The organism is Methylophaga sp. UBA4204, from assembly GCF_002379485.1.
Lineage (GTDB): Bacteria > Pseudomonadota > Gammaproteobacteria > Nitrosococcales > Methylophagaceae > Methylophaga.
Map to the genome: position 1 here is coordinate 55388 of NZ_DFTU01000037.1, position 21888 is coordinate 77275.

General features: G+C 44.1%; 15 protein-coding genes. 7 read left to right on the forward strand and 8 right to left on the reverse strand.

The features are described 5' to 3' along the window. Both B3182_RS05370 and B3182_RS05375 read right to left on the reverse strand, forming a co-directional pair. Positions 1 to 1193, reverse strand: a 1193-nt coding sequence (locus B3182_RS05370; RefSeq protein WP_292751876.1) for an AMP-binding protein, incomplete at its 3' end; no start/stop codon positions are given. Positions 1194 to 1323: 130 nt separating this feature from the next. Further along, positions 1324 to 2844 (reverse strand): aldehyde dehydrogenase family protein, encoded by a 1521-nt coding sequence (locus B3182_RS05375; RefSeq protein WP_292356888.1) that lies wholly within the window; start codon positions 2842 to 2844, stop codon positions 1324 to 1326. Between the two features lie 267 nt (positions 2845 to 3111). On the opposite strand from B3182_RS05375, the gene B3182_RS05380 reads away from it, so the two are divergent. The 3 genes from B3182_RS05380 (at position 3112) to B3182_RS05390 (ending at position 10107) form a co-directional block, all read left to right on the forward strand. Continuing rightward, positions 3112 to 4038, forward strand: a complete 927-nt coding sequence (locus B3182_RS05380; protein WP_292356886.1) for an AraC family transcriptional regulator — start codon at positions 3112 to 3114, stop codon at positions 4036 to 4038. A 304-nt stretch (positions 4039 to 4342) separates the two neighbouring features. Further along, positions 4343 to 6055 (forward strand): autotransporter assembly complex family protein, encoded by a 1713-nt coding sequence (locus B3182_RS05385; RefSeq protein ID WP_349677049.1) that lies wholly within the window; start codon positions 4343 to 4345, stop codon positions 6053 to 6055. Further along, on the forward strand, positions 6052 to 10107 hold the full coding sequence (locus tag B3182_RS05390) for a translocation/assembly module TamB domain-containing protein (RefSeq protein WP_292356882.1): 4056 nt from the start codon (positions 6052 to 6054) through the stop codon (positions 10105 to 10107). The genes B3182_RS05385 and B3182_RS05390 overlap by 4 nt, the downstream gene beginning before the upstream one ends. 81 nt (positions 10108 to 10188) lie before the next feature. Here the strand turns inward: B3182_RS05390 and dksA are convergent, their stop codons facing one another. Beyond that, positions 10189 to 10611: an RNA polymerase-binding protein DksA gene (gene dksA, locus B3182_RS05395; protein ID WP_292356879.1), complete on the reverse strand. Its 423-nt coding sequence runs from the start codon at positions 10609 to 10611 to the stop codon at positions 10189 to 10191. A gap of 111 nt (positions 10612 to 10722) precedes the next feature. Here dksA and B3182_RS05400 point away from each other — a divergent pair, with 111 nt between their 5' ends. Together B3182_RS05400 and B3182_RS05405 are read left to right on the forward strand one after the other, a co-directional pair. After that, complete coding sequence (locus B3182_RS05400; RefSeq protein WP_292356877.1) at positions 10723 to 11490, forward strand: HAD family hydrolase; 768 nt, start codon at positions 10723 to 10725, stop codon at positions 11488 to 11490. Then, positions 11474 to 12661: a pyridoxal phosphate-dependent aminotransferase gene (locus B3182_RS05405; protein ID WP_292356875.1), complete on the forward strand. Its 1188-nt coding sequence runs from the start codon at positions 11474 to 11476 to the stop codon at positions 12659 to 12661. The genes B3182_RS05400 and B3182_RS05405 overlap by 17 nt, the downstream gene beginning before the upstream one ends. Positions 12662 to 12879: 218 nt before the next feature. Here the strand turns inward: B3182_RS05405 and B3182_RS05410 are convergent, their stop codons facing one another. The 3 genes from B3182_RS05410 to B3182_RS05420 form a co-directional block, all read right to left on the reverse strand. Next, positions 12880 to 13305 (reverse strand): CBS domain-containing protein, encoded by a 426-nt coding sequence (locus B3182_RS05410; RefSeq protein ID WP_292356873.1) that lies wholly within the window; start codon positions 13303 to 13305, stop codon positions 12880 to 12882. Between the two features lie 185 nt (positions 13306 to 13490). After that, the gene (gene mdoH / locus B3182_RS05415; protein ID WP_292356871.1) at positions 13491 to 15647 is read right to left on the reverse strand and encodes a glucans biosynthesis glucosyltransferase MdoH; all 2157 of its coding nucleotides are present in this window, start codon (positions 15645 to 15647) and stop codon (positions 13491 to 13493) included. After that, on the reverse strand, positions 15644 to 17227 hold the full coding sequence (locus B3182_RS05420) for a glucan biosynthesis protein G (protein WP_292356869.1): 1584 nt from the start codon (positions 17225 to 17227) through the stop codon (positions 15644 to 15646). Before B3182_RS05420 ends, mdoH begins: the two co-directional genes overlap by 4 nt. A 197-nt stretch (positions 17228 to 17424) precedes the next feature. Here B3182_RS05420 and B3182_RS05425 point away from each other — a divergent pair, with 197 nt between their 5' ends. Then, on the forward strand, positions 17425 to 17628 hold the full coding sequence (locus B3182_RS05425; protein ID WP_292356867.1) for a (2Fe-2S)-binding protein: 204 nt from the start codon (positions 17425 to 17427) through the stop codon (positions 17626 to 17628). 187 nt (positions 17629 to 17815) lie between these two features. After that, positions 17816 to 19990 (forward strand): TonB-dependent receptor family protein, encoded by a 2175-nt coding sequence (locus B3182_RS05430; protein WP_292356866.1) that lies wholly within the window; start codon positions 17816 to 17818, stop codon positions 19988 to 19990. Positions 19991 to 20078: 88 nt separating this feature from the next. On the opposite strand, the gene cysZ is transcribed toward B3182_RS05430, so the two are convergent. Next, a complete protein-coding gene (gene cysZ, locus B3182_RS05435) occupies positions 20079 to 20849 on the reverse strand; it encodes a sulfate transporter CysZ (RefSeq protein WP_292356865.1) in 771 nt (256 codons plus the stop codon). A 12-nt stretch (positions 20850 to 20861) separates the two neighbouring features. Continuing rightward, the coding region (locus tag B3182_RS05440) for an FGGY-family carbohydrate kinase (protein WP_292751879.1) at positions 20862 to 21888 on the reverse strand (1027 nt) is incomplete at its 5' end.

Here is a 21888-nt window from a genome sequence, read left to right on the forward strand (position 1 = left end):
TCCGGATTGATCGGTTCGCCAACGGTACCTAATAACCGTAAATGGGAAAGATCATAACGCTGTGGAATTTCATCACCCGCTTTCATCAAAGCGCGAATCGCTGTTGGGGCAGTATAGAAAATAGTGACATGGTGACGGGCGCAAACATCCCAGAAACGTCCAGCATCCGGAACGGTAGGTACACCCTCATAAATGATCATTGTGGCACCCACGGCCAGCGGTCCGTAAGCAACATAGGTATGGCCGGTGATCCAGCCAACATCTGCAGTACACCAGAAGACGTCTTTTTCCTGAATATCAAACACCCAACGCATGGTGGTAATGGCATTCAGCAAGTAACCAGCTGACGAGTGTTGAATCCCTTTTGGTTTACCGGTTGAGCCTGAGGTATAAAGTAAAAATAATGGATCCGCGGCATTCATCGGTTCGGGTTCACATTCTGCTGTTTGATCCTGTTCAGCATCATGCCACCAGATATCACGACCCTCCTGCATCGAGATATCATTCTTGCAACGTTGAAAAACAATGACTGTTTCAACACTTTCGCAGCCTTTGCTTAATGCCTGATCTGCTGTGTTTTTCAGCGGGATGATTTTGCCACCGCGATGCCCGCCGTCAGCGGTAATCACCAGTTTTGCCTGGGTATCTTCAATACGGTCTTTTAATGCTTCAGCGGAGAAACCACCAAATACCACTGAATGAATGGCGCCAATTCGGGCACAAGCCTGCATGGCGACAACTGCTTCAGTGATCATCGGCATATAAATAATGACCCGATCGCCTTTTTTAATGCCTTGTTTTTTCAGCGCGTTGGCAAATACGCAGACTTTCTCATGCAGCATGCGATAAGTGATGTGTTGTACATCACCGGGTTCACCTTCAAAGATGATGGCGGTTTTTTCAGCGTTATCTTTTAGCTGTCTATCAAGACAGTTATAGGAAACATTCAATTGACCATCGGCAAACCATTTATAAAAAGGAGCGTTGCTGTCATCCAGCGTTTTAGTAAAGGGTTTGATCCAGTCGAGTTCCTGTTTCGCCAAATCACCCCAGAAAGACTCATGATCCTCAGCTGCTTTGGCATAAAGCGCATCAAGCTTTTTAGGGTTTAAAGCGGAGTCTTTGTAAAAACTTTCGCACGGTGGAAAGTGCCGGTTTTCATGAAGAGTTGATTCAATATTATTCTGAGCCATAAATACCTTACCTTATTATTCTCTCTTTTTGAGTATAGTACGCTGTCAACGTTAAATGTAGTGAACATCCAATAAAAAACTCTCCCGAAAGCACTGCTTAGGGGAGAGTTAGTTTGATTACTGGTGAGCTTTAGAAGAAACCGAGAGGGCTAGTGCTGTAACTGACCAACAGGTTTTTAGTTTGTTGGTAATGTTCCAGAGCAATTTTATGAGTTTCGCGACCCACACCTGATTTCTTGTAACCACCAAACGCAGCATGAGCTGGATAATGATGGTAGCAGTTGGTCCATACACGACCGGCCTGAATGGCACGTCCCATACGGTAAGCCAGGTTCATATCACGGGTCCATAAACCAGCACCCAGACCAAATTCGGTGTCGTTGGCAATTTCCAGTGCTTCAGCTTCATCTTTAAAGGTGGTCACTGAGACCACAGGGCCAAAGATTTCTTCCTGGAAAATACGCATTTTGTTAGTGCCTTTCATCAACGTTGGTTCGATATAGAAACCTTTATTGAATTCATCACCAAGTTGGGCGATACCACCACCCATTAATAATTGAGCACCTTCCTGTTTACCAATTTCAACATAGCTGAGGATTTTATCGAACTGTTCCTGCGATGCCTGGGCGCCTACCTGAGTTTCAGTATCCAGTGGATTACCACGTTTGATCATTTTGGCGCGTTCCATGACCACAGCAATGAATTCGTCGTAGATGCTTTCCTGAATAACCGCACGGGAAGGGCAGGTACAGACTTCACCCTGGTTGAAGAACGCCAGCACCAGACCTTCAGCGCATTTATTAATGTAATCCTGCTCTTGCTGCATGATGTCTTCAAAGAAAACGTTTGGTGATTTACCACCCAGTTCAACTGTTGAAGGAATAATGTTTTCAGCAGCGTATTTCATGATCAATGAGCCAACTGGCGTTGAACCTGTGAATGCGATTTTGGCGATACGTTTGCTGGTACCGAGTGCCTGACCTGCTTCACGACCAAACCCATTGACGATATTTAACGTTCCGGCTGGCAGTAAATCGGCGATTAATTCTGCAAGAATCAAAATAGAGACAGGTGTTTGTTCCGCGGGTTTCATGACTACGCAGTTACCGGCTGCCAGTGCTGGAGCCAGTTTCCAAGCTGCCATTAACAGTGGGAAGTTCCACGGAATAATTTGACCGACAACACCGAGAGGTTCATGGAAATGATAGGCCACTGTGTTTTCATCAATCTCACCCATGGTGCCTTCCTGAGCACGCAGACAACCAGCAAAATAGCGGAAGTGGTCAGCCGCTAAAGGAATATCGGCATTCAGGGTTTCACGAACCGCTTTACCGTTATCCCAGGTTTCGGCCACAGCCAGTTTTTCAAGGTTTGCTTCAATACGATCAGCAATTTTCAACAGGATATTGCTGCGATCTTGAACTGAGGTTTTACCCCACGCTTCGCGTGCTTTATGGGCCGCATCTAGCGCTAATTCAATGTCTGCTTCACCCGAGCGAGGTATTTCACAAATAACTTCGCCGGTGACGGGAGTAATATTATTAAAGTATTCGCCTTTAACAGGGGCTACCCATTCGCCGCCGATAAAATTTTCATAGCGTGATTTAAATGAAATCACCGACTCTGGTGTACCTGGTTTTGCGTAAATCATAATTCTCTCTCTCTTGTTGTTTTGATATTTGCAAATGTTCAGCATAAGACCTGTAGTGGATAAACTACTTGACTCATATTCCCAATTACTTGACTGTCAGTCCACAAGTGACAAAAAAATTACCACAATGTTCAATAAGCTTGCTATTTTTATTTATGAAAAATTCCCAAAAGAGTTCGGCATCAATTTCATCGCTATACTTTCCAATCACTTGACTAATCCTAAACATCAGACACACAATCCAACATTATTCATGAAGGTCAAACTATGAGCCTGAATACATTCCCAACAAGTGGTCGGCACGAAAATCGTCAGTTGCTTATAGAAAATAAAGTAACGTTTAACGGACCGGAGACCGAGCTGAGCATTTACGATACTTATCGGAGCTCAACGGGCGTAGCGCTTAATGCTGATCACTTATTGTATTGCGGGATGGTGAGTGGTCGTAAAGTCATGCATGATCACTACAATGCTTCAGGTGAATTGTTTGTTCCCCACGAATCTTACGTTATGCCGCCTGGTGAGCATGTTGAGATTGATTTTCCTGATGCCAATGAGCAGCAACCGACCACTTGTCTTACTATCGAGATTTCCCGTGAACGCATTGAAGCGATTTCCAGCCGAATGCGTGATTTAGTCAAAACGGATGTGCCGGAATATAACTGGGAATATCAACCACGTATCATTCATAAACATCACACCCAGGATACGCAGCATTTACTGGAAAAAATGGTGTCTTTTTATATCCGAAATGATCCGGATAAAGAAATGATGGTTGATCTTGGTGTTTCAGAGCTGGTGATCAGATTGCTTCGCGAGCAGGGACGTGAAGTATTACTGAGTTATTGTAAACAAGCTCCCGATACCAGCGGGATCACGGCTGTACTGCATACCCTTGAACAAAACCTCACTCAGCCACTTGATATTGATCAACTCTGCCGTCAGGCCTGCATGAGTCGAAGTCGTTTGTATGTAGAGTTCAAGAAACAACTGGGATGTACGCCAGGTGAGTTTCATCAGCAGGTACGATTGAAATCAGCCGCTGATGCGATACGAGGTGGTCAAAGTATCACTGAGGCTTGTTATAACTACGGTTTTAATGATCTGAGTCACTTCAGTCGACGCTTCAGTCATTTTTTTGGTTGTTCGCCGAGTGCTTTTCGAAAAGAAAATCTGCCAGACCCAACTGATTAGGGATTGTTGATCTTTCATATCCACCTCTGCGGGGGCAAAAATAGTCCCAGCCCCTTACATGGATGTATTTCACAAAAGGCGCTCCTCGTGCCTTGATTGACGCTTATTCAGCTCACAACTGAGGCAGAGATAAAAGATCAGCAAGTCCTAATAACCTGAGTTAAGAACGCTGTCGCGTTGAAAGTGTCATAATAAATGTCAGTAATTAGATGCATTCATTTCTACACTCTTCGTAAATCATGACAGAGACTCTATGCCGTTATGCCCGAAACTTTTCTATAGCAGAATCATCCTTGTGTTTTTTGTGTGTTTATTTCAATCCTTTATGGTTTGGGCTGACACCGAAAAAAATATCGAGATCGAGCTTGAGGGTATAGAAAAGGACTGGAGTGAAACCTTGATAAATGGTTTAAGTATTTATCGGCAAAAAAACAGCCCAAGATTGGATTCCCGCAGTGTTCAACGCTTACATGAACAGGCTGTTGATGAATTGAAGCACATGCTTACCGTTTATGGTTATTATTCACCCGAAATTACAGCCGAGTTAACTGAAACTGATGAAAATAATTGGTTAGCCAAATATAAAATTGACCTGGGTCAGCCAATTATCATTCACCAAATTGATGCCGCTGTGGAGGGAGATGCCAAGAATGATCCAGCATTTACCAAAATGCTCAACAAACTGCCGCTGAAGGTTGGGGACCATTTTGATCATCAAAGTTATGAAAATACCAAAAAAGCTTTTTTGAGACTTGCAGCTGAGCATGGTTACTTTGACGGTGCGTTTACCTGTAGCGAAGTCCGTGTCGATATAGAAGCCGAATCCGCCGATATTTGTCTGAAATATGACTCAAAGCAACGCTATCGATTCGGTGACATTGAATTTCCCGATACCGTTGTCAATGCAGATCTACTTGAGGCTATGTCACCCATTGACCCCGGTGAACCTTTCGATGCCAATAAATTACTCACACTTCGAAATAATTTACAAAACAGCGGTTACTTCGCCACTGTCTCAGCTCAGGCGATGACATCAGCTCGGGAAAATGCAGAAGTGCCGATAGACGTTTCGCTGAATGAAAATCTCAAGCATCGCTATAGTGCAGGTATCGGATATGGTACAGATACAGGCGCCAGAATGAGTCTGGGCTGGCAGAACCGGTACGTGAATGATCGTGGACACAGACTCTCGGTTGAAAGTCGTCTATCGCAGATTGCCACTCAGGTCGGTGCGGATTACAAGATGCCATTCTGGAGTGAAAATATTGATACGGTAGGTTTTAATACGGCATATAAACAAGAAGATACCGATACCAGTGAAAGTCGCTCAGTTGCTGTTGGGAGTTATTACAACCGAATGCGTTGGGGCTGGGAAGAAACAGGTAGCATCAAGTTTTTAAATGAAAGTTTTGATGTGTCTGACGAATCTGCTTCCACATCATTACTGATTCCCGGTATTGCGTATGCAAGAACCTGGGCAGATAACACACTTTATACCCGACAGGGTGGACGGGTCAGTTTGGAACTAAGTGGTGCGGCTGAAGGTATTTTATCTGACATCAGTTTTAGTCAGATAGTCATCCGTGGTAAATATATCCAGGGTTTTGGTGAGTCAAACCGAATTATCACTCGCGCGACAGTTGGTGCAACAGAAGTCAGTGACTTTTCAAAATTACCCAGCTCTCTGCGTTTCTTTGCCGGTGGTGATAACAGTATTCGTGGTTTTGATTATGAATCATTGGGACCGGAGAATGATCTGGAGGAAGTCATTGGGGGCCGTTATCTGGCGGTAGGGAGTGTCGAATATGAACATATGTTTGTTAAAAACTGGGGTGCGGCAATATTTACTGATTTTGGTAACGCATTCAATAGTTGGTCTGACCCAATAGAGTATAGTGTGGGGGTGGGCATTCGCTGGCGTTCACCGGTTGGCTTGATTCGGGTTGATATAGCCAATGGAATTTCAGATGAAGACAAGCCTTTCGGTTTGCATATCGTGATAGGGCCTGATTTGTGATAAAACGCGCATTATGGATAATCGCAATTGTATTGTTACTGGTTGTTCCAGCAGCAATGTATTGGTTATTGATGACAAAGTCAGGTTTTAACACCGCACTCAATTTTACTCAGCAATCTCTTCCAGCACTGTCAATTGATGAAGCAAGTGGCCGACTTTATGACGGCATTTATCTGCAAGGTGTTTCGTATGAACCTGAAGAGGGCGATGCATTTTATATAAAAAGTATTGATGCACGCTGGCAGTTATGGTCGCTACTTTCCACCCGTTTGATTATTAATCAGTTGCATATCGACCAGCTGCAAATTAAGCAGAAAGATGGGCTGGATAAAGACGTTACCGTGGATGAAGACTTTACTGTGCCGGATATCAGCCTTCCATTGGCAATTCATTTGCGTTCTTTGCGAATAACGCATGCAGAAATGGTCAGTCCTCAAGGTGATATAACACCATTGTTCGATCGTTTTGATACGTCATTACGGGTGAACTACGATCGGCTAATCATTTCTTCATTGCGACTGAATCGGGATGTTCTGGCTTTTACACTGCTTGGCGACGTCAACCTGAGCTCGCCACATGCTACCAATTTGAACTATGGCGCCCGTCTTAATGATCCAGAATTGGGGCTTATTTCTGCTACCGGGACGATTACCGGTGATTTGCAGCAAATGACGTTACGCCAGCAGCTAGGCGAACCTTTCGCTTCCGAGCAAACCTTGATGGTGCGTAATATTCTTGATGATTTGGATTGGCGATTTACGGCTGAGAGTGGAACGCTGCCATTATCACGGATCCTGAAGAATGAAATTGGTGATCTGACAGCATTAAATCTGAATGCCCAAGGTACATTAGATAGTGCCAAGGCAGAACTCGACTTTCAGTTGCAGGAATCTGAGACATTAAATCCACCGGTTGCAGCCAGTTTAAGTGTCAATTCCAATGATTTACAAAGTTGGCGAGTGGATTTAATGAGCGCCATCAGTCAGAACAGTTTTGCCGAATTGCATGGAAACATCTTCATTACAGAAGATCCCACGGAAAGTGTTTTTTCCATTGATGGTAGCTGGTCAGAATTACAATGGCCCTGGCAGACAGATGCTGAACTGCTGGTTGGTCAGGCTTCAGGTGAATTTTCCGTTGATGGCACTTTGCAGGACTATCGTTTGATTCTCAGCAGTTCTTTGCAGGCCATTGAGCAGGAATGGAATATAACTTCTTACCTGCGTGGGGATATGCAAAAGGCCTCGATTAATTCTCTTGAAATCAAGTCAGCGTTAGGTCAACTAGACGTCAGTGGCGATGTGAGCTGGCAGCCGAAGTTAACCTATCAACTGGATGGCGAATGGAAAAATCTGCAGCTTCCTGCCAGTTTAACCGGCGTGCCGGTAGAAAGTTATACCGGGCAATTTAAGCTGGATGGAGAGAAACAGCTTTTCAATTTAATAGTCGATTCAGATTTCATTGTGAATGAGATTCCCCTCATTCTTAATTTGGTGGCGAATAGTCCGGAAGCAGGCATAACCGATGTACGGGTCGATACCAAAATAGCTGATGGCGGGGCAGGATTCAGTGGTCGCATTAATTGGAAAGAAAAGCTTGCAGTTGATGGCAAACTGACATTGAGACAGATCGATCCTGCTGCCTTAGTTGCAGAGTGGCCCGGGCTGATTAGTGGTCAGGCGCAGGTAACGTTTCAGGATAAAGGTGAAAACGAGTTTCATGCCAGTGTGCAGGAATTACATTTAAATGGTGTGTTACGTGATCGTAATTTCTCACTGGACAGTAACCTGCAAGCGGTAAATACCGATATTGATATCGAAAATCTGCAGTTAAATCTCGGGGATTCGCAATTGTCATTAAACGGCAAAGTAGAAAAACAACTGGACCTGAGTTGGAGTTTGTCATCCCCGAATCTGCAGGATTTTCATCCCGAATTATTTGGCACTCTGAGTGGAGAAGGGCAACTTTACGGTGAGCTGGCCAAATTAAAATTAAATGCCAATCTGGAAGGTTCAGCTATCCGTTGGGCAGATGAGCTGACTGTAGGGTCGATTTCAGCAGATGCCCAGGTGGATCTGACGGATAATCAGCAAAGTAAACTGAACATTCAATCCACCGCAATTACGATTGCACAGCAGAATATCGACTCCATTGATTTGAGCCTGAATGGCAAGCGTGACCAGCATCAATTGGCGCTGGAGATACAATCTGAAATCGGGACATTATCCAGTCTGTTGCAAGGCAGCCTGGATGAAGATGACCAATGGTCTGGACAGTTGCAGTCAATGACCGTTACCAATGATATAGCTGGCAACTGGCAGTTACGTGAGCCGGGTGCGATTCAATTATCAGCCGATAAACAGATTATTTCCCAACACTGCTGGCAATCTTCTGAGCAGGCACAGCTTTGTTTACAGGGTGAAAATACCGCAGAAGGTGCACAAACATTAATTGAAATAAATCAATTGTCGGTGGCGACTTTCAAGCCTTTGATAGAGGACTACGCTACATTATCAGGTGAAATTTCCGGTAAAGTCCAATTAGCAATGCAAACCGAGGGAGATATTACCGGGACGGGTAATTTATCGCTGCATGATGGCATCTTAAAACTGCAGTCTGAAGGGATAAGCCAGCAGCAACCGATTGCATTTAATGCGGTTGATCTTCGCTATCAGCTGACAGCAGAAGAAAGTATGGTTGCCATCACTATTGAGCCGGACATTGCTGGGGTAGAGCCTATTGAAGCCAGATTGCAAACCGCACCAATCAAAACGGTAATGGCGGCACCCATGGATACGCCAGTCACTTTGCAATTGCAGAACTCTATCGAAGACCTTGCCTCATTAAATCTGGAAACGCTGGCCTTTGATGAACTTGCAGGCAAACTGGAACTTAATGTTGATATGGAGGGCACTTTCAATCAGCCTGAATTAACGACTGCTATCAGTTTGCGTGATGGCCAGATATTTCTGGTCGATATGGGGATTACCCTGACCGAAATTAATGCCGACATCAATGGTGATCCCTTATCCGGCTTGAAAATATTATTACAGGCTCAGTCAGCAGAAGGTCAGTTGGAAGTGGCCGGTGACTTCACAATGACCGATTCTGATTGGTTGCTGGATGCGACGATTAAGGGGGACAAGTTAGAATTAATGAACTTGCCTGAGGCCTATGTGATTGCCTCCCCGGATTTAACGCTGAGAATTACTCCTGAAACAGCCAAAATCGGCGGTAAAGTAACAATACCTACTGCTGATCTTGCACCCATGGATTTTAATACCACTGTTTCAGCCAGCCCGGATGTTGTCGTGGTTGGGCAGGATACGACAGACGAGAAAATGCGTTTAGCAACTGATGTTGATGTAACGGTTGAACTGGGTGAAAACGTCTTGATTCGTGCCCTGGGTTTTAATGGTCGTCTCGCAGGTGATTTACGCATTTATGGCGAAGCCGGAGAGCTGTTATTAGGCGATGGCGAAATTGCTGTCCATGATGGTACTTATGCTGCCTATGGTCGCGAATTAAAAATCAATAACGGCAAGGTACGGTTTGCTGGAACGGCCATTGATAATCCTGATCTGGATATTAAAGCCGTTCGCACAGGCACAGATTATGAAGCTGGGATTCATATCACCGGGCCAGCGAATAATCCACAAGCCACATTATTTTCAAACCCAACTATGAGCCAGGAAGATGTACTGTCGTATATTGTGCTGGGACGACCATTAGGGCAGGCTAGTGCTGCTGATGCAGCGATGCTGGCCTCAGCGGCCACTAATCTGGGGATTGCCAATGGCAATGCGGTCAGTGAAAAAATTGCCAGCACATTTGGGCTGGATACTGTTGAGTTCACTGGAGAAAGTCCGGATAACGCCGCCGTGCAAATCGGCAAATATCTGTCGCCTAAACTTTATTTAGGCTATGGCATTGGTATTTTTGAGCCGGTTAGCACCGTTCAATTACGTTATACATTAAGTAAAATCTGGACCTTGCAAGCCGAGTCCGGCACACAGAGTGGCGTGGATCTACTGTATATCTACGAACGCTAAAAAAAGCCCTGTGATGATGACCATCACAGGGCTTTCAGGACCTACCTTTTCGTCACGTATGAGGTGAGTCTTCAGATAAAATCAGGCACGGTTCTTTTCGCGGATTTCATCCAGTGTTTTGCAATCAATACAAAGTGTCGCTGTTGGACGAGCTTCCAAACGACGAATGCCGATATCTACGCCACATGATTCACAGAAGCCGTAATCACCTTTCTCAAGGTCGATCAATGATTCTTCAATCTTTTTGATCAGTTTACGTTCACGATCTCTGGTACGCAGTTCAAGTGTGAATTCTTCTTCCTGAGTGGCACGATCATTAGGGTCAGGGAAGTTTGCTGCTTCATCCTGCATATGGTGAACAGTACGATCAACTTCTTCCATCAGTTGTGAGCGCCATTTTTCGAGAATACCCCGAAAATGTTTTACCATATCCTTGCTCATATATTCTTCATCATCACCCGGTTGATACGGAGTGAATTTGACATCATTTTGTGTCGGGTCCATGTTGGCAAACCTCATACTTTCTAAAAATCAAGGGCGCATCTATACCAGATGCTTCCGGCATGTGCAAAATAATTAGATTATTTTACCCCATTTTCAAGACTAAAGAGACTAATGAATCATTTAAAAGCCGTTATATTCGACGTGGATGGAACCCTCGCTGAAACCGAGCGGGATGGGCACCGTCAGGCGTTCAATCGCGCATTTGCCGAAGCGGGCCTGGACTGGCATTGGGATGAACAGCTTTACGGACAATTATTAGCTGTAACCGGTGGCAAAGAGCGTATTCAATATTACCTGGAAAACTTCCATTTACAATGTGGTTTTGCTGGTGATCATAGTGAAATAATTGCCAGCCTGCATGCTGATAAAACACGACATTATGCTCAGATAATGGAAGCAAAGACGATCGAGTTACGCCCTGGTATCAAAAGATTAATTGGCGAATTAAGGGAGCAAGAAATTCGCCTGGCGATCGCCACAACCACTACTGCAGAAAATGTCACAGCATTAATCAACGCCACGTTGGGCGAGGCTGCCCTCAGTTGGTTTGATTGTATTGCAGCGGGTGATGTCGTGCCTGCCAAAAAACCTGCTCCGGATATTTATCACTACTGCTTACAACAATTGCAACTGGATGCAGGAGACTGTCTTGCCATTGAGGATTCCGCCAATGGCTTGCTGGCATCAACTGGTGCAGGAATAACTACATTGGTAACCCTGAATGCCTATACTGTTGATGATGACTTCACGCAGGCAATTTGTGTTGTAGACCAACTGGGCGAACCGGATGCCCCATGCCAAGTCATCGATGGTTCGCCGATTAATACAAGCTATATAACAGCTCAATCTCTTCAGGATTTACATGCCCAAGCCAATTAACGTTACACAGCGCGCTCAGGAAATTAAACCGTTTCACGTGATGGATATATTATCGCAAGGGAAGATATTGCAGGCGCAGGGCAGGGATATTATCCATCTGGAAATTGGTGAGCCGGATTTTCTGACGCCTCAACCGATTATTAATGCTGCAATTGCTTCATTAAATAAAGGCGATACCTTTTATACCCCCTCATTGGGGTTAATGGCGTTACGGGAGAAAATTGCCGGATGGTATCAGCAGCAATACGGGCTGGATATCTCACCCCGGCGGATTGTGGTTACACCTGGCGCCTCAGGGGCATTGCTTTTAGTGATGGGGGCATTGTTAGAGGCTGGCAAGCATTTATTGATGACCGATCCGGGATATCCCTGTAATCGTCATTTTGCCCGTTTCGTGGAAGCCTCAGCAGTTTCCGTTCCAGTGGGTGCCGATACGGCCTACCAATTATCTCCAGAACATATCGAAAAATACTGGAATCAGGATACCCAAATGGCCCTGGTTGCCACTCCTTCTAACCCTACCGGAACCATTATTGATAAAGACGGCTTAAAAGCCCTCTCAGAGGCTGTTAAGGCTAAACAAGGTCTGTTAGTTGTCGATGAGATTTACCATGGGTTAAATTACGATGGTGTTCATTTACCCTCCATTCTGGAAGTAGACGACGAAGCGATAGTGATTAACAGCTTTTCCAAATTCTTTGGTATGACCGGTTGGCGATTAGGCTGGGTAGTTGTACCTGAAAGTCTTGAACCCGTGATGGATCGTCTGGCTCAGAATCTGTTTTTAGCTGCGCCGACCAATGCTCAGCATGCTGCTCTGGTGGCATTTGATCGAGAAAGTCTGGATATACTTGAACAACGCAGAGAGGTGTTTGAGAAACGTCGGGATGTTCTGTTACCCGCGCTGCAGGAAATTGGATTTTCCATTCCGGTGAAACCTCAGGGTGCGTTTTATTTATATGCTGACTGCAGCAAATTCCTAACCGACACCATTAACAACAGTATGGATTTATCCCGTTATCTTTTACAGGAAGCCGGAGTTGCTATTACCCCGGGAAATGATTTTGGGCAGCATCTGGCCGATCAGCATGTGCGATTTGCTTATACCACCAATGAAACGCGTTTAATGCAGGCTGTTGAACGGATTCATGCCGCTTTGACTAAATTATAGAGCGATGTAACCCTGATGAAACCACTACAAGTTGCTAAAAGTTATGATCAGATAGCTGACGTCTGAAATGACACTCAAATTAATTGATAAAACAGGGGCAGTATGCCGGCATCTGGAAAACGATCAATATCCTGAATTACATCTTTATCTGATAGTGCAGAAAAAGGTTCGACCCAGTTAAATCTGAGTCGAACCTGGTTTATCAGCTGCGGTGAAAGTTAGTGATAATGCCGTGCCGCATTAATCACTTTTTTTGCCATCGCTTCGTCATTGCATTTATCAGCAATGTCACCCAGCGTGATAACACCCACCAACTCTTCGTTGTTCGGGTTGTTAAGCACTAACAGGCGTTGCACCTGTTGATCAGCCATATTGTTTACAACTTCATCAATAGGTTTGTCTTCATAAGTATATAAAACCCGTTCGGTCGCAATGTTTCGTGCTTTCTGATGCGGGTCTTTCGAATCTGCAACTACTCTGAGTGCAATATCCCGGTCAGTGATCACGCCAATCACTCGGTTGTTTTTACTGAGTGGTACAAAGCCTAGATTCTTATCTCGCATAGTTTGGGAAACTTCCTGAATGCTGACATCTGCATCAAGGTAAAAAGGTTGTTTTGTCATCACATCTTTCACGCGCATCATCGAATTTCTCCTTTGATTTTCTCGTTTCAGAAGAGTGGGAATGACAGCCAGTATTTTTGCTGTCTGTAAAATCATATCGAGGTGATAAAAGTTTGTTCAACCCTGGCTAAGATTCAAGTTTAGCAATCTATAGCTGTGCTTTTCCAGCCAGCAAAATTAGCTGGCTGAGCAAGTTTTTCTTAAATTTATACCGCTTGTTTGGTTAAGTTGTTTTCCAGACTTTTTAATTGTTGCAGACAATCTCTTTGACTTAAAAATGCCAGCTCTTCCTGCGGTTCAAGCCATGACTCAAGTTGTTGCATATTGTCGGCATGTCGTACTTTCCATTCCGCTAATATTCTGGGTGGATGAAATACAGGTTTTTGATTTGCATTGTCAGGCAATTGAGCGATATGCCAGTTGCAAAGTTGTGGATTGTTTAGCAACCGAATAAAGGCATGCTGTTTGGGCTGTGGAGAAAGGGCTGAAAGCTGATGCTCCAAATCCACCAGAATGGGAGCGGGATTTTTTTCTTCTGGAGCCCGCAGTATGCCAAGCCATTTAAGCAGTTTGCTGCGTCGGGTTCCACCACTCAGCCATGACAAAGGGATCGACAACATCAACCCACCTGTGATCGGCAGTAGCCAGTAAAACAGTTCTATACTAAGTAACAAAGCAATAATGGCGAGAATGATGCCGAATAATGTATGTCCAGCATGCGCTCGTGCTACAGCAGCCCAACTTAACGCGCCATCATCACGTGACTGAGGCATCCAGCCACTGTCCTTGCCACGGAAAATTCCCACCACCACACCAAACTGATGCACCATTAATATCGGTGCATACAGCGCCGACATAAGCATTTCCACAACGACACTTACTGTTAGCAGAATAGGGCCGCCGAATTTCATGCAACGTGGAATATTTATCAGCGCCGCAAACCAGCCAAACACCTTAGGTGCAATAACAATGGCCATAGATACGATAAAAAGCGTTAAGGCTCGCTCAGAATCAAATACTGGCCAGGTAGGGAACAGTGAAGGATTGGCGAAATATTCCGGACGCACATATCTTGCCTGTACGGCAATGGCCAAACCGACCACAATTAAAGACAGCCAGAAAACAGCACTAAGATATGACATCAATCCGGAAAATATATGTAAACGAGTGGGTAACACAAAACCCTGGGCAAACATAAAAGGGGTATGTTGCAGGTTACCCTGACACCAGCGACGATCCCGGATCATTACGTCAATCAGCGAAGGAGGAGACTCTTCATAGGTCGACTGAATATCGGTATCAAATCGGACCCCCCAGCCTGCACGACGCAGCAGCGCTGCTTCAATAAAATCATGACTTAATACATGGCCACCAAACGGAGGTTTACCGGGCAAAATTGGCAGATGCGATGATTCGGCAAACGCACGGGTTCGGATAATCGCATTGTGGCCCCAAAAGTTGGATGACAGGCCATGCCAGGCAGATAAACCTTCGGCATAAATAGGGCCGAAACAATGGTTGGCAAATTGTTGTAAGCGTCCATAAAGCGTATTGGCCCGGACTATCGTTGGTAAGGTCTGGATTAATCCGACCCCAGGCGAGGCAGCCATTCGACGGGATAGGGTGAGCATGCACTCGGCACTCATCACACTATCAGCATCCAGTACGATCATGGCTTCATAGGCACCGCCCCAGCGTTGTACCCAATCACCTATATTGCCAGCTTTACGTTCAGTATTCTGTTGACGGCGACGGTAGTAAACCGGACAGCCTGATTCGTCTTTGTTAATCAAATCCAAAAAAGCCTGTTCTTCTGCAATCCATGCATCTGCCTTATTGGTATCACTGAGAATAAAAAACGCATATTTTCCTGGCGCCTTGACTAATAAATCCTCACGCATTACTTTGAGCGCCGCCTTGATACGGATGGGGTCTTCGTTGTATATGGGCAGCAGAATGGCCGTTGTATAGTCAGGTTCCTGCTCGGACTGTTTAATAAGTCGAGGCTTTAGATGCAATAAAAAGCCCAGCAGTGCCTGAGCAAATGCAAACGAAACCCAGAGAAAGTTGATACTGAAAAGAATTAAAAATAACCACTGCAGGTTGGTGACAACGTTAGTAGTGCTTAATACCCCGTAAATCTCCGTAATACCGTAATAGGACAATCCAAGCATTACACCGAGTACGAATAACCGCGATATAAGCGTTCGCAAAATATAGAAGAAGGTGCGCTGGCTATGACGCATGGAAAGTCCTTGTTCGTAGACTCCATGTCGGGGCATTTCCAGGGGCGATTCGGCAGGCAGGGCACGTTCATATTGCATGCCTTTTTCGGTATTATCGATCCGTAAATCAACACTCATAAAGAATTATTCCAATCCCTGCTCAACCATCTGTAAAGCCATGTGGGTGCAGCATATTTATCATCTTTATTTAACTGTACCCGAAATTCCGCTACATCGGCATCTTCAGGATCGAAAGTAATAAATACCCTTGCACCCTTGATATGCGGGTTTTCCTGAATCCGGCTTTCAAGAATTTTGCCATTGCTAATACTGGCAACAACATCAATCTGTTCAATATCCTGACTATCGATATTGCTGTAATCAATCACTATTTCTTTACTATCATCAAAGAGCTTGAGACCACTGCTACTGTTCACAATGCGCGGTTTATTAGTGTCTTCTGGAACATCATCAGGCGAGGTTAAGGTATAGGCATATTCAAACGCTTCACCTTTTTTCAAGCCATCGGCTGGTCTCCAATACGCCACAACGTTATCGTTTTCCTCAGAAGCTGATGGAATTTCAACAAGTTCTACCTGACCTTTTCCCCAGTCACCTATAGGTTTGACCCAGGCAGAAGGACGTCTGTGGTAATTAGCTTCCAGATCCTGATAATAATCAAACTCACGGTGGCGTTGAATCAAACCAAATCCTTTGGGGTTCTCATCTATAAACGCACTGATTTGGAGTGTTTGCGGGTTGTTCAATGGACGCCATAAACGCTCACCCTTGCCATTACGCATTTGCAAACCTTCAGAGTCATGTACAGCAGGTCGAAAATCTAATTGATCAGCGCGATCCATTCCGCCATGCATAAACATGGAAGTTAGTGGTGCTAGCCCGACATGCTTAATATCAACACGTGGGAAGAGGATGGCATCGACATCAATTTTACTGGGCGATCCTGGATGAATCCCGAAACGATAGGCACCGGTAACACTTTTACTATCGAGTAAGGCATGCACCACAATGGCATTCTGACTTGAAGAGGGCCTTTCAATCCAGAAACGTTTGAAAAGAGGAAACTCTTCACCTTTGGGTTGTGCGACGTCAATGGCCAGACCGCGAGCAGAAATACCATAGAGCTGTCCTTTGGAAACTACCCGAAAATAACTGGCTCCCTGAAATACAATAAACTCATCCTGATAGTCGTCATTGTTTATTGGATAGTGCAGCCGTAAACCTGCATATTTACCAACTTCTACAAGTTTTTTACCAATTGCCTCATTCGGAACCTTGAAGGATGTTTCAGATAATTCGAGTGGAAAAGCCTTGCCACTTTCGACTACATCAATATCAATCAAATCTTTATACAAAAAGCCAGGTGCGAATAATTGAACCGAAAATTTGGTTGGGGTCTTGCCCCAGATCGCTGCATTTTCCTGAAAATTTATTTGTCGATAAGTTGAATAATCAAGTTTTGCTAATTCGTCGGGCGCGTTTGGCGGAGCTTTAAAGGGCTTTTCGGCAAGTTGGCGGGCTATCTCAACCACTGTGTTACGTGAAAATTCTGTTCCTGCATCGCCATTTTCAACAGATGTTTCTGCCTGCGCTGTTTGGATAAACAGAATGAGAAAAAAAGCCGTAATAAGCCCGGAAAGGGTCTTTGTGTAGAGTGAAGAGTCAGTTTTTTGATGAAGAGATAAATAACTCAACATTGGGCTAAATCCTTATTGCGGGATAAATGAAACGGGATAGAATTCGGGAAGGCTCGGTCGTATATGGTTTAGATCTGGTTAATTCAATATTTCAGATCTAGTAAACAGGCACCATAACTTGAGTTAAGCCTATCTAATATGCTAAACCAAACTGAAAAATTGTTCTGAAAATTATTATTGTCAGGTAGCTAACTTGCATGAGTAACAACAATAACGCCCCAGATAGAGCTGATGAAGTGATCTGTGATTGCAGTGGAACCACTCGTGGGAAGATCATCAGTCTTTTCGAGCAGGGTATCGTCGATACCGATACTATCTCACGAAAAACTGGCGCAATTTCAGGATGTGGTTCCTGTGATTATGATATTGAGAACCTGCTTGATGAGCTTGTTGTTAAATAGCAACAATATTCATAATTGTTGTTAAATACCTATTTTTCATAGCTTTGTAATATTTGTTATTACATCTTCTCACTGATTGTTCCGAAAATTCCTGGTTTAGATGTGAAAAATTCTTGACTGGTTAATAAGAACCATTACCATTCGCCTTTACATTTCTTTACGTATGGCAATTTTGAAGGTAAATAATATGGCAAATGGTATTCGCAAGCCGCGAAATTTCAAGTTCAAACCTATCGTTTCAGTGGTGACATTGGCACTTGGAACACTATATGGTTCACAGGTAGCAGCAGAGGAAGATGTCAAATCATTAGATTCCGTAACTGTTATTGGTAGTGAACAAGCTGCTCGTGAGTTACCGGGATCGGCTTATTATATTGATAATGATCAGCTTACAACTGAGGCCACCACAGATATTCATCAGGTTCTGAAAACTGTTCCTGGTATTTATATATTGGAAGAAGATGGTTTAGGTTTGCGTCCCAATATTGGTATTCGCGCTGCAGCACCAGAACGCAGCCAAAATATCACGCTGATGGAAGATGGTGTGTTGATCGCTCCAGCTCCTTATTCCAATCCAGCAGCCTACTATTTTCCAACAGCCATGCGTTTGCATTCGATTGAAGTGTTAAAAGGCGCACCATTATTACGTTATGGACCTCAAACTATTGGTGGTGTCGTTAACCTGGTTTCTACGCCGATCCCGGAGAGTAATCGTGGCCGTGCCATGTTTATGCTTAGTGATGAAGGTTCGTTTGATACCCATGCCTATTACGGTGGTAAAGAAGGTGGCTTTGGTTATTTATTGGAGACTGTTCAACGTAATAATGAAGGTTTCAAAGATATTGACCGTAGTGGACAGGACAGTGGGTTTGAAATTCAGGATTATGTCGGCAAATTGTCATGGGAAGATGAACGCAATAAAGTTTTATTTAAATTCCAACGTTCCTTCGAAGATTCTAATGAAACCTATGCAGGTTTAACTGATGATGATTTCCGAAATGATGAAAACCGTCGTTACGGACTGACAGAAATAGACAATATGGATAACGACCATACTGGCCTGAACCTTACCCATAATTTCAAATGGAGCGACACGTTTAATTCAACAGTGACCCTGTACCATAATGAATTCAAGCGTAACTGGTTTAAATATAACAACAACATCAAATTAATTGATCAAGCTAATGCTGGAGACGCTAACGCCCAGGCAATACTTGATGGTTCACAAGATGTTGCTGGTCTTCAGTACAAGAATAATAATCGTGAGTATGATTCTTATGGCGCACAGCTGAATTTCAACTGGCTGGTTGGTGCACACGATCTGAATTTTGGTGTTCGTCAGCACTTCGATGAAACGGATCGTTTCCAACCAGTCGATACCTATGATCAGATTAATGGACAACTGGTTTTTCAAAGTAGCGATGCAGATACTGTGAGTGGCGGCGATAATCGTTTAGAGGAAGCGCAAGCACTAAGCATGTGGATCACCGATAATTTCCAGGTTACCGACAAGTTATTAGTGAACTTGTCTCTGCGTATGGAAGATGTTGAAAGCAAAGCTCGGCGATATACAGACCCAAGCCGATCAACCGTAACGACTAACAGCAAAGTTGAAAATGATTATCAGGAATTTTTACCGGGTATTTCAGCAACATATGATTTGACGGAAAACTGGCAAGTATTAGCGGGTTACCATGAAGGTATGGTTCCGATTAGTGCCGGAGCTGAAGATGGTACTGATCCGGGTTTGAGCGATAACTATGAATTCGGTGTGCGTTTTAATCAAGGCACATTCTACAGTGAGGCAATCGCTTTCTACTCTGACTTTAGTAACTTTGTCGAGCAGTGTTCGATCGCTTCCAAATGCAGTAATGATGCTGTTTCTGGTTCATTTAGCCTTGGTGGAGCAGAGGTTAAAGGTCTTGAGTTTCAAGCAGGTAAATTATTTGCGGCTGGTAACTTTATGATCCCCGTGGATATTACCTACACCTATACTGACGGCGAAACCACATCTGGTGATCAACTTGATAGTGGATTAGAACTGCAAAATATTCCTGAAAATATGTTCAGTGCGAGAGTTGGTTTAGAACATAGCAGTGGCTGGAATAATTACGCAGTGGCTAAATACATAGATGAAACTTGTGTGGATGTCGGCTGTAATAAATCAGACAGTCGTTTTGATCGCACAGACGGTTTATTCACGATGGATTTGATCAGTCGTTATCAATTCGTGGATGGGCCAGAAGTATTTTTGAAAGTTGAAAATGTCTTTGACCGTCAAGAAATTGTGGCTCGCCAACCTTTTGGTGCACGCCCGAATATTGATCGTACGGTTTATGCTGGTGTAATTATCGACTTTTAAATAAGCGAAAAAAGTAAGTCTGATTTAAGACTGAATAATTGTTGAAAAAAAACGCCTGAAGAATGACTTCAGGCGTTTTTTTTTAAGCTTATTTAGTTGGAAAGCTATTGTTAAGATCAATTTTATTGTTCTTTTGTAATTTCCCAACATATAAGGCCGTTGCACCAGCCACTGCGACTGGAATAATCAGAAAATTTATTACCGGGATCATTGTTGCCCCCAAAGTTGTCATGCCAAAGCCTAACGCCAACGATCGCTTGGTTCTGAGCAGTTCTCGTTGCTGCTTAAATCCCATTAAATGATTTCCCATTGGATAGTCATGATAATCAAGTGCCAGAGTCCAGCTGGAAAAAAATAACCATAACAATGGAGCAATGAGATTCAGTCCGGGTATCCACGACAGAATAAACAGTGGAATCATCCATTTCAGTAAATAGGCCAATTTGCGTAATTCATTAAAAATCATTCTTGGTGTGTCAGCAATTAATTGCCAGACAGTTTGTTCAGGTGGAGCCTGATTGGATAAACGTTTTTCCACAGCTTCTGCCAACAGTCCATTAAATGGTGCAGCAACGATATTGGCGAGAATGGAAAAAGTGAAAAACACAATTAATACAATCAGTACCGCAAACAACGGCCAAAGAATCCACATCAATGCATTGGATAACCATTCCGGTAACCAGGTTGGTGTCAATTGTGTCATCCAATAATCAAACTGGTTAATACCTAGCCAGATCGCTCCAGCAAACAACAAGGTATTTATCAGAATTGGAATATAGGCAAAGCGACGTACGCCGGGTTGATTGATAAGTTTGAAACCGCTTAATAAATAGCGCGAACCATGGATAAAATCGCCCATTTTTTCAATACCTTATTGGAATAATGTAAGACCATCTCTTGCAAGCAATGCACTGCCATATGCTGCTTCAGTATGTTCCACTGTTTCAAATGGAACCTGCAATAAAGACTCACGCAGCTTCGTCCAGACAGGATTGTTAGCGCCACCGCCAACACTTCGAATCGACGTTAACGGTGTAGCACTTAATTGTTGCAGATATTGGTAACCTGTTTTTTCTATGCTGGCAATGCCAGCCAGCAACCCATGCAGAAATAGATGATCTTCCGCTGGTCGGGGTAACAATTTTGCTGGATAGTTTGGATCAGCAACTGGAAAACGCTCTCCCGGCGTTAGCAATGGATAATAGTCCGGTGCAGACTGGTTTAAATCAATTTTCTGGCTTAACGTGATTAATTGCTCGTCAGTAAAGAAATGTCTCAATACTGCTCCACCGCTGTTAGACGCGCCACCACATAACCAGCGATTTCCTAATTTGTGGCTGTAAATACCTGTTTCAGCATCAAATACCGGATTTTTACAGATAAGTTTCAAGACCAGCGTTGAACCCAGGGATGTTACGCCTTCTCCAACCCGGCGAGCCCCAGTAGCGATAAATGCAGCCAGGCTATCAGTGGTTCCGGCTTTAATCAGGGGCGGTGCTGACTGGTTTATCCCAAGTTTTAGCATAACGGCTTCTGAGAGTTTGCCAATCACCGTACCTGGTGCAACAACGTTTGGTAAAACGCTCATTGGCGTTATTAATTCCAGCCAGCTGGGCCAGTGATTTTCCACTACATCAAAACCAGACTTCAAGGCATTATTGTAATCCGTTATACCGGGTGTCGCGCCGAGCTGAATAGCCAGCCAATCGGCCTGGTGCAACAGATAATATTTTTCAGGTAACGCCAGGGTTAATTGAAAATACAGCAATTTTGCCAAACCGCTGCTGGGACCACTTGCTGCTGAATTGATAGGTGCTTTTTCCGCTATTTTTTCACTCGCCATGGAAGCACGTTGATCGTTATACATCAACATCTCGGTCAGAGGATTTCCTTGGTGG

Bases quoted from the DNA above. Each gene is read 5' to 3' on its own strand.
- B3182_RS05380 (WP_292356886.1), top strand. From the start codon at position 3,112: ATGAGCCTGAATACATTCCCAACAAGTGGTCGGCACGAAAATCGTCAG.
- cysZ (WP_292356865.1), bottom strand. From the start codon at position 20,849: ATGGGCGATTTTATCCATGGTTCGCGCTATTTATTAAGCGGTTTCAAA.
- dksA (WP_292356879.1), bottom strand. From the start codon at position 10,611: ATGGACCCGACACAAAATGATGTCAAATTCACTCCGTATCAACCGGGT.
- mdoH (WP_292356871.1), bottom strand. From the start codon at position 15,647: ATGAGTGTTGATTTACGGATCGATAATACCGAAAAAGGCATGCAATAT.
- B3182_RS05405 (WP_292356875.1), top strand. From the start codon at position 11,474: ATGCCCAAGCCAATTAACGTTACACAGCGCGCTCAGGAAATTAAACCG.
- B3182_RS05425 (WP_292356867.1), top strand. From the start codon at position 17,425: ATGAGTAACAACAATAACGCCCCAGATAGAGCTGATGAAGTGATCTGT.
- B3182_RS05400 (WP_292356877.1), top strand. From the start codon at position 10,723: ATGAATCATTTAAAAGCCGTTATATTCGACGTGGATGGAACCCTCGCT.
- B3182_RS05430 (WP_292356866.1), top strand. From the start codon at position 17,816: ATGGCAAATGGTATTCGCAAGCCGCGAAATTTCAAGTTCAAACCTATC.
- B3182_RS05420 (WP_292356869.1), bottom strand. From the start codon at position 17,227: ATGTTGAGTTATTTATCTCTTCATCAAAAAACTGACTCTTCACTCTAC.
- B3182_RS05410 (WP_292356873.1), bottom strand. From the start codon at position 13,305: ATGATGCGCGTGAAAGATGTGATGACAAAACAACCTTTTTACCTTGAT.
- B3182_RS05375 (WP_292356888.1), bottom strand. From the start codon at position 2,844: ATGATTTACGCAAAACCAGGTACACCAGAGTCGGTGATTTCATTTAAA.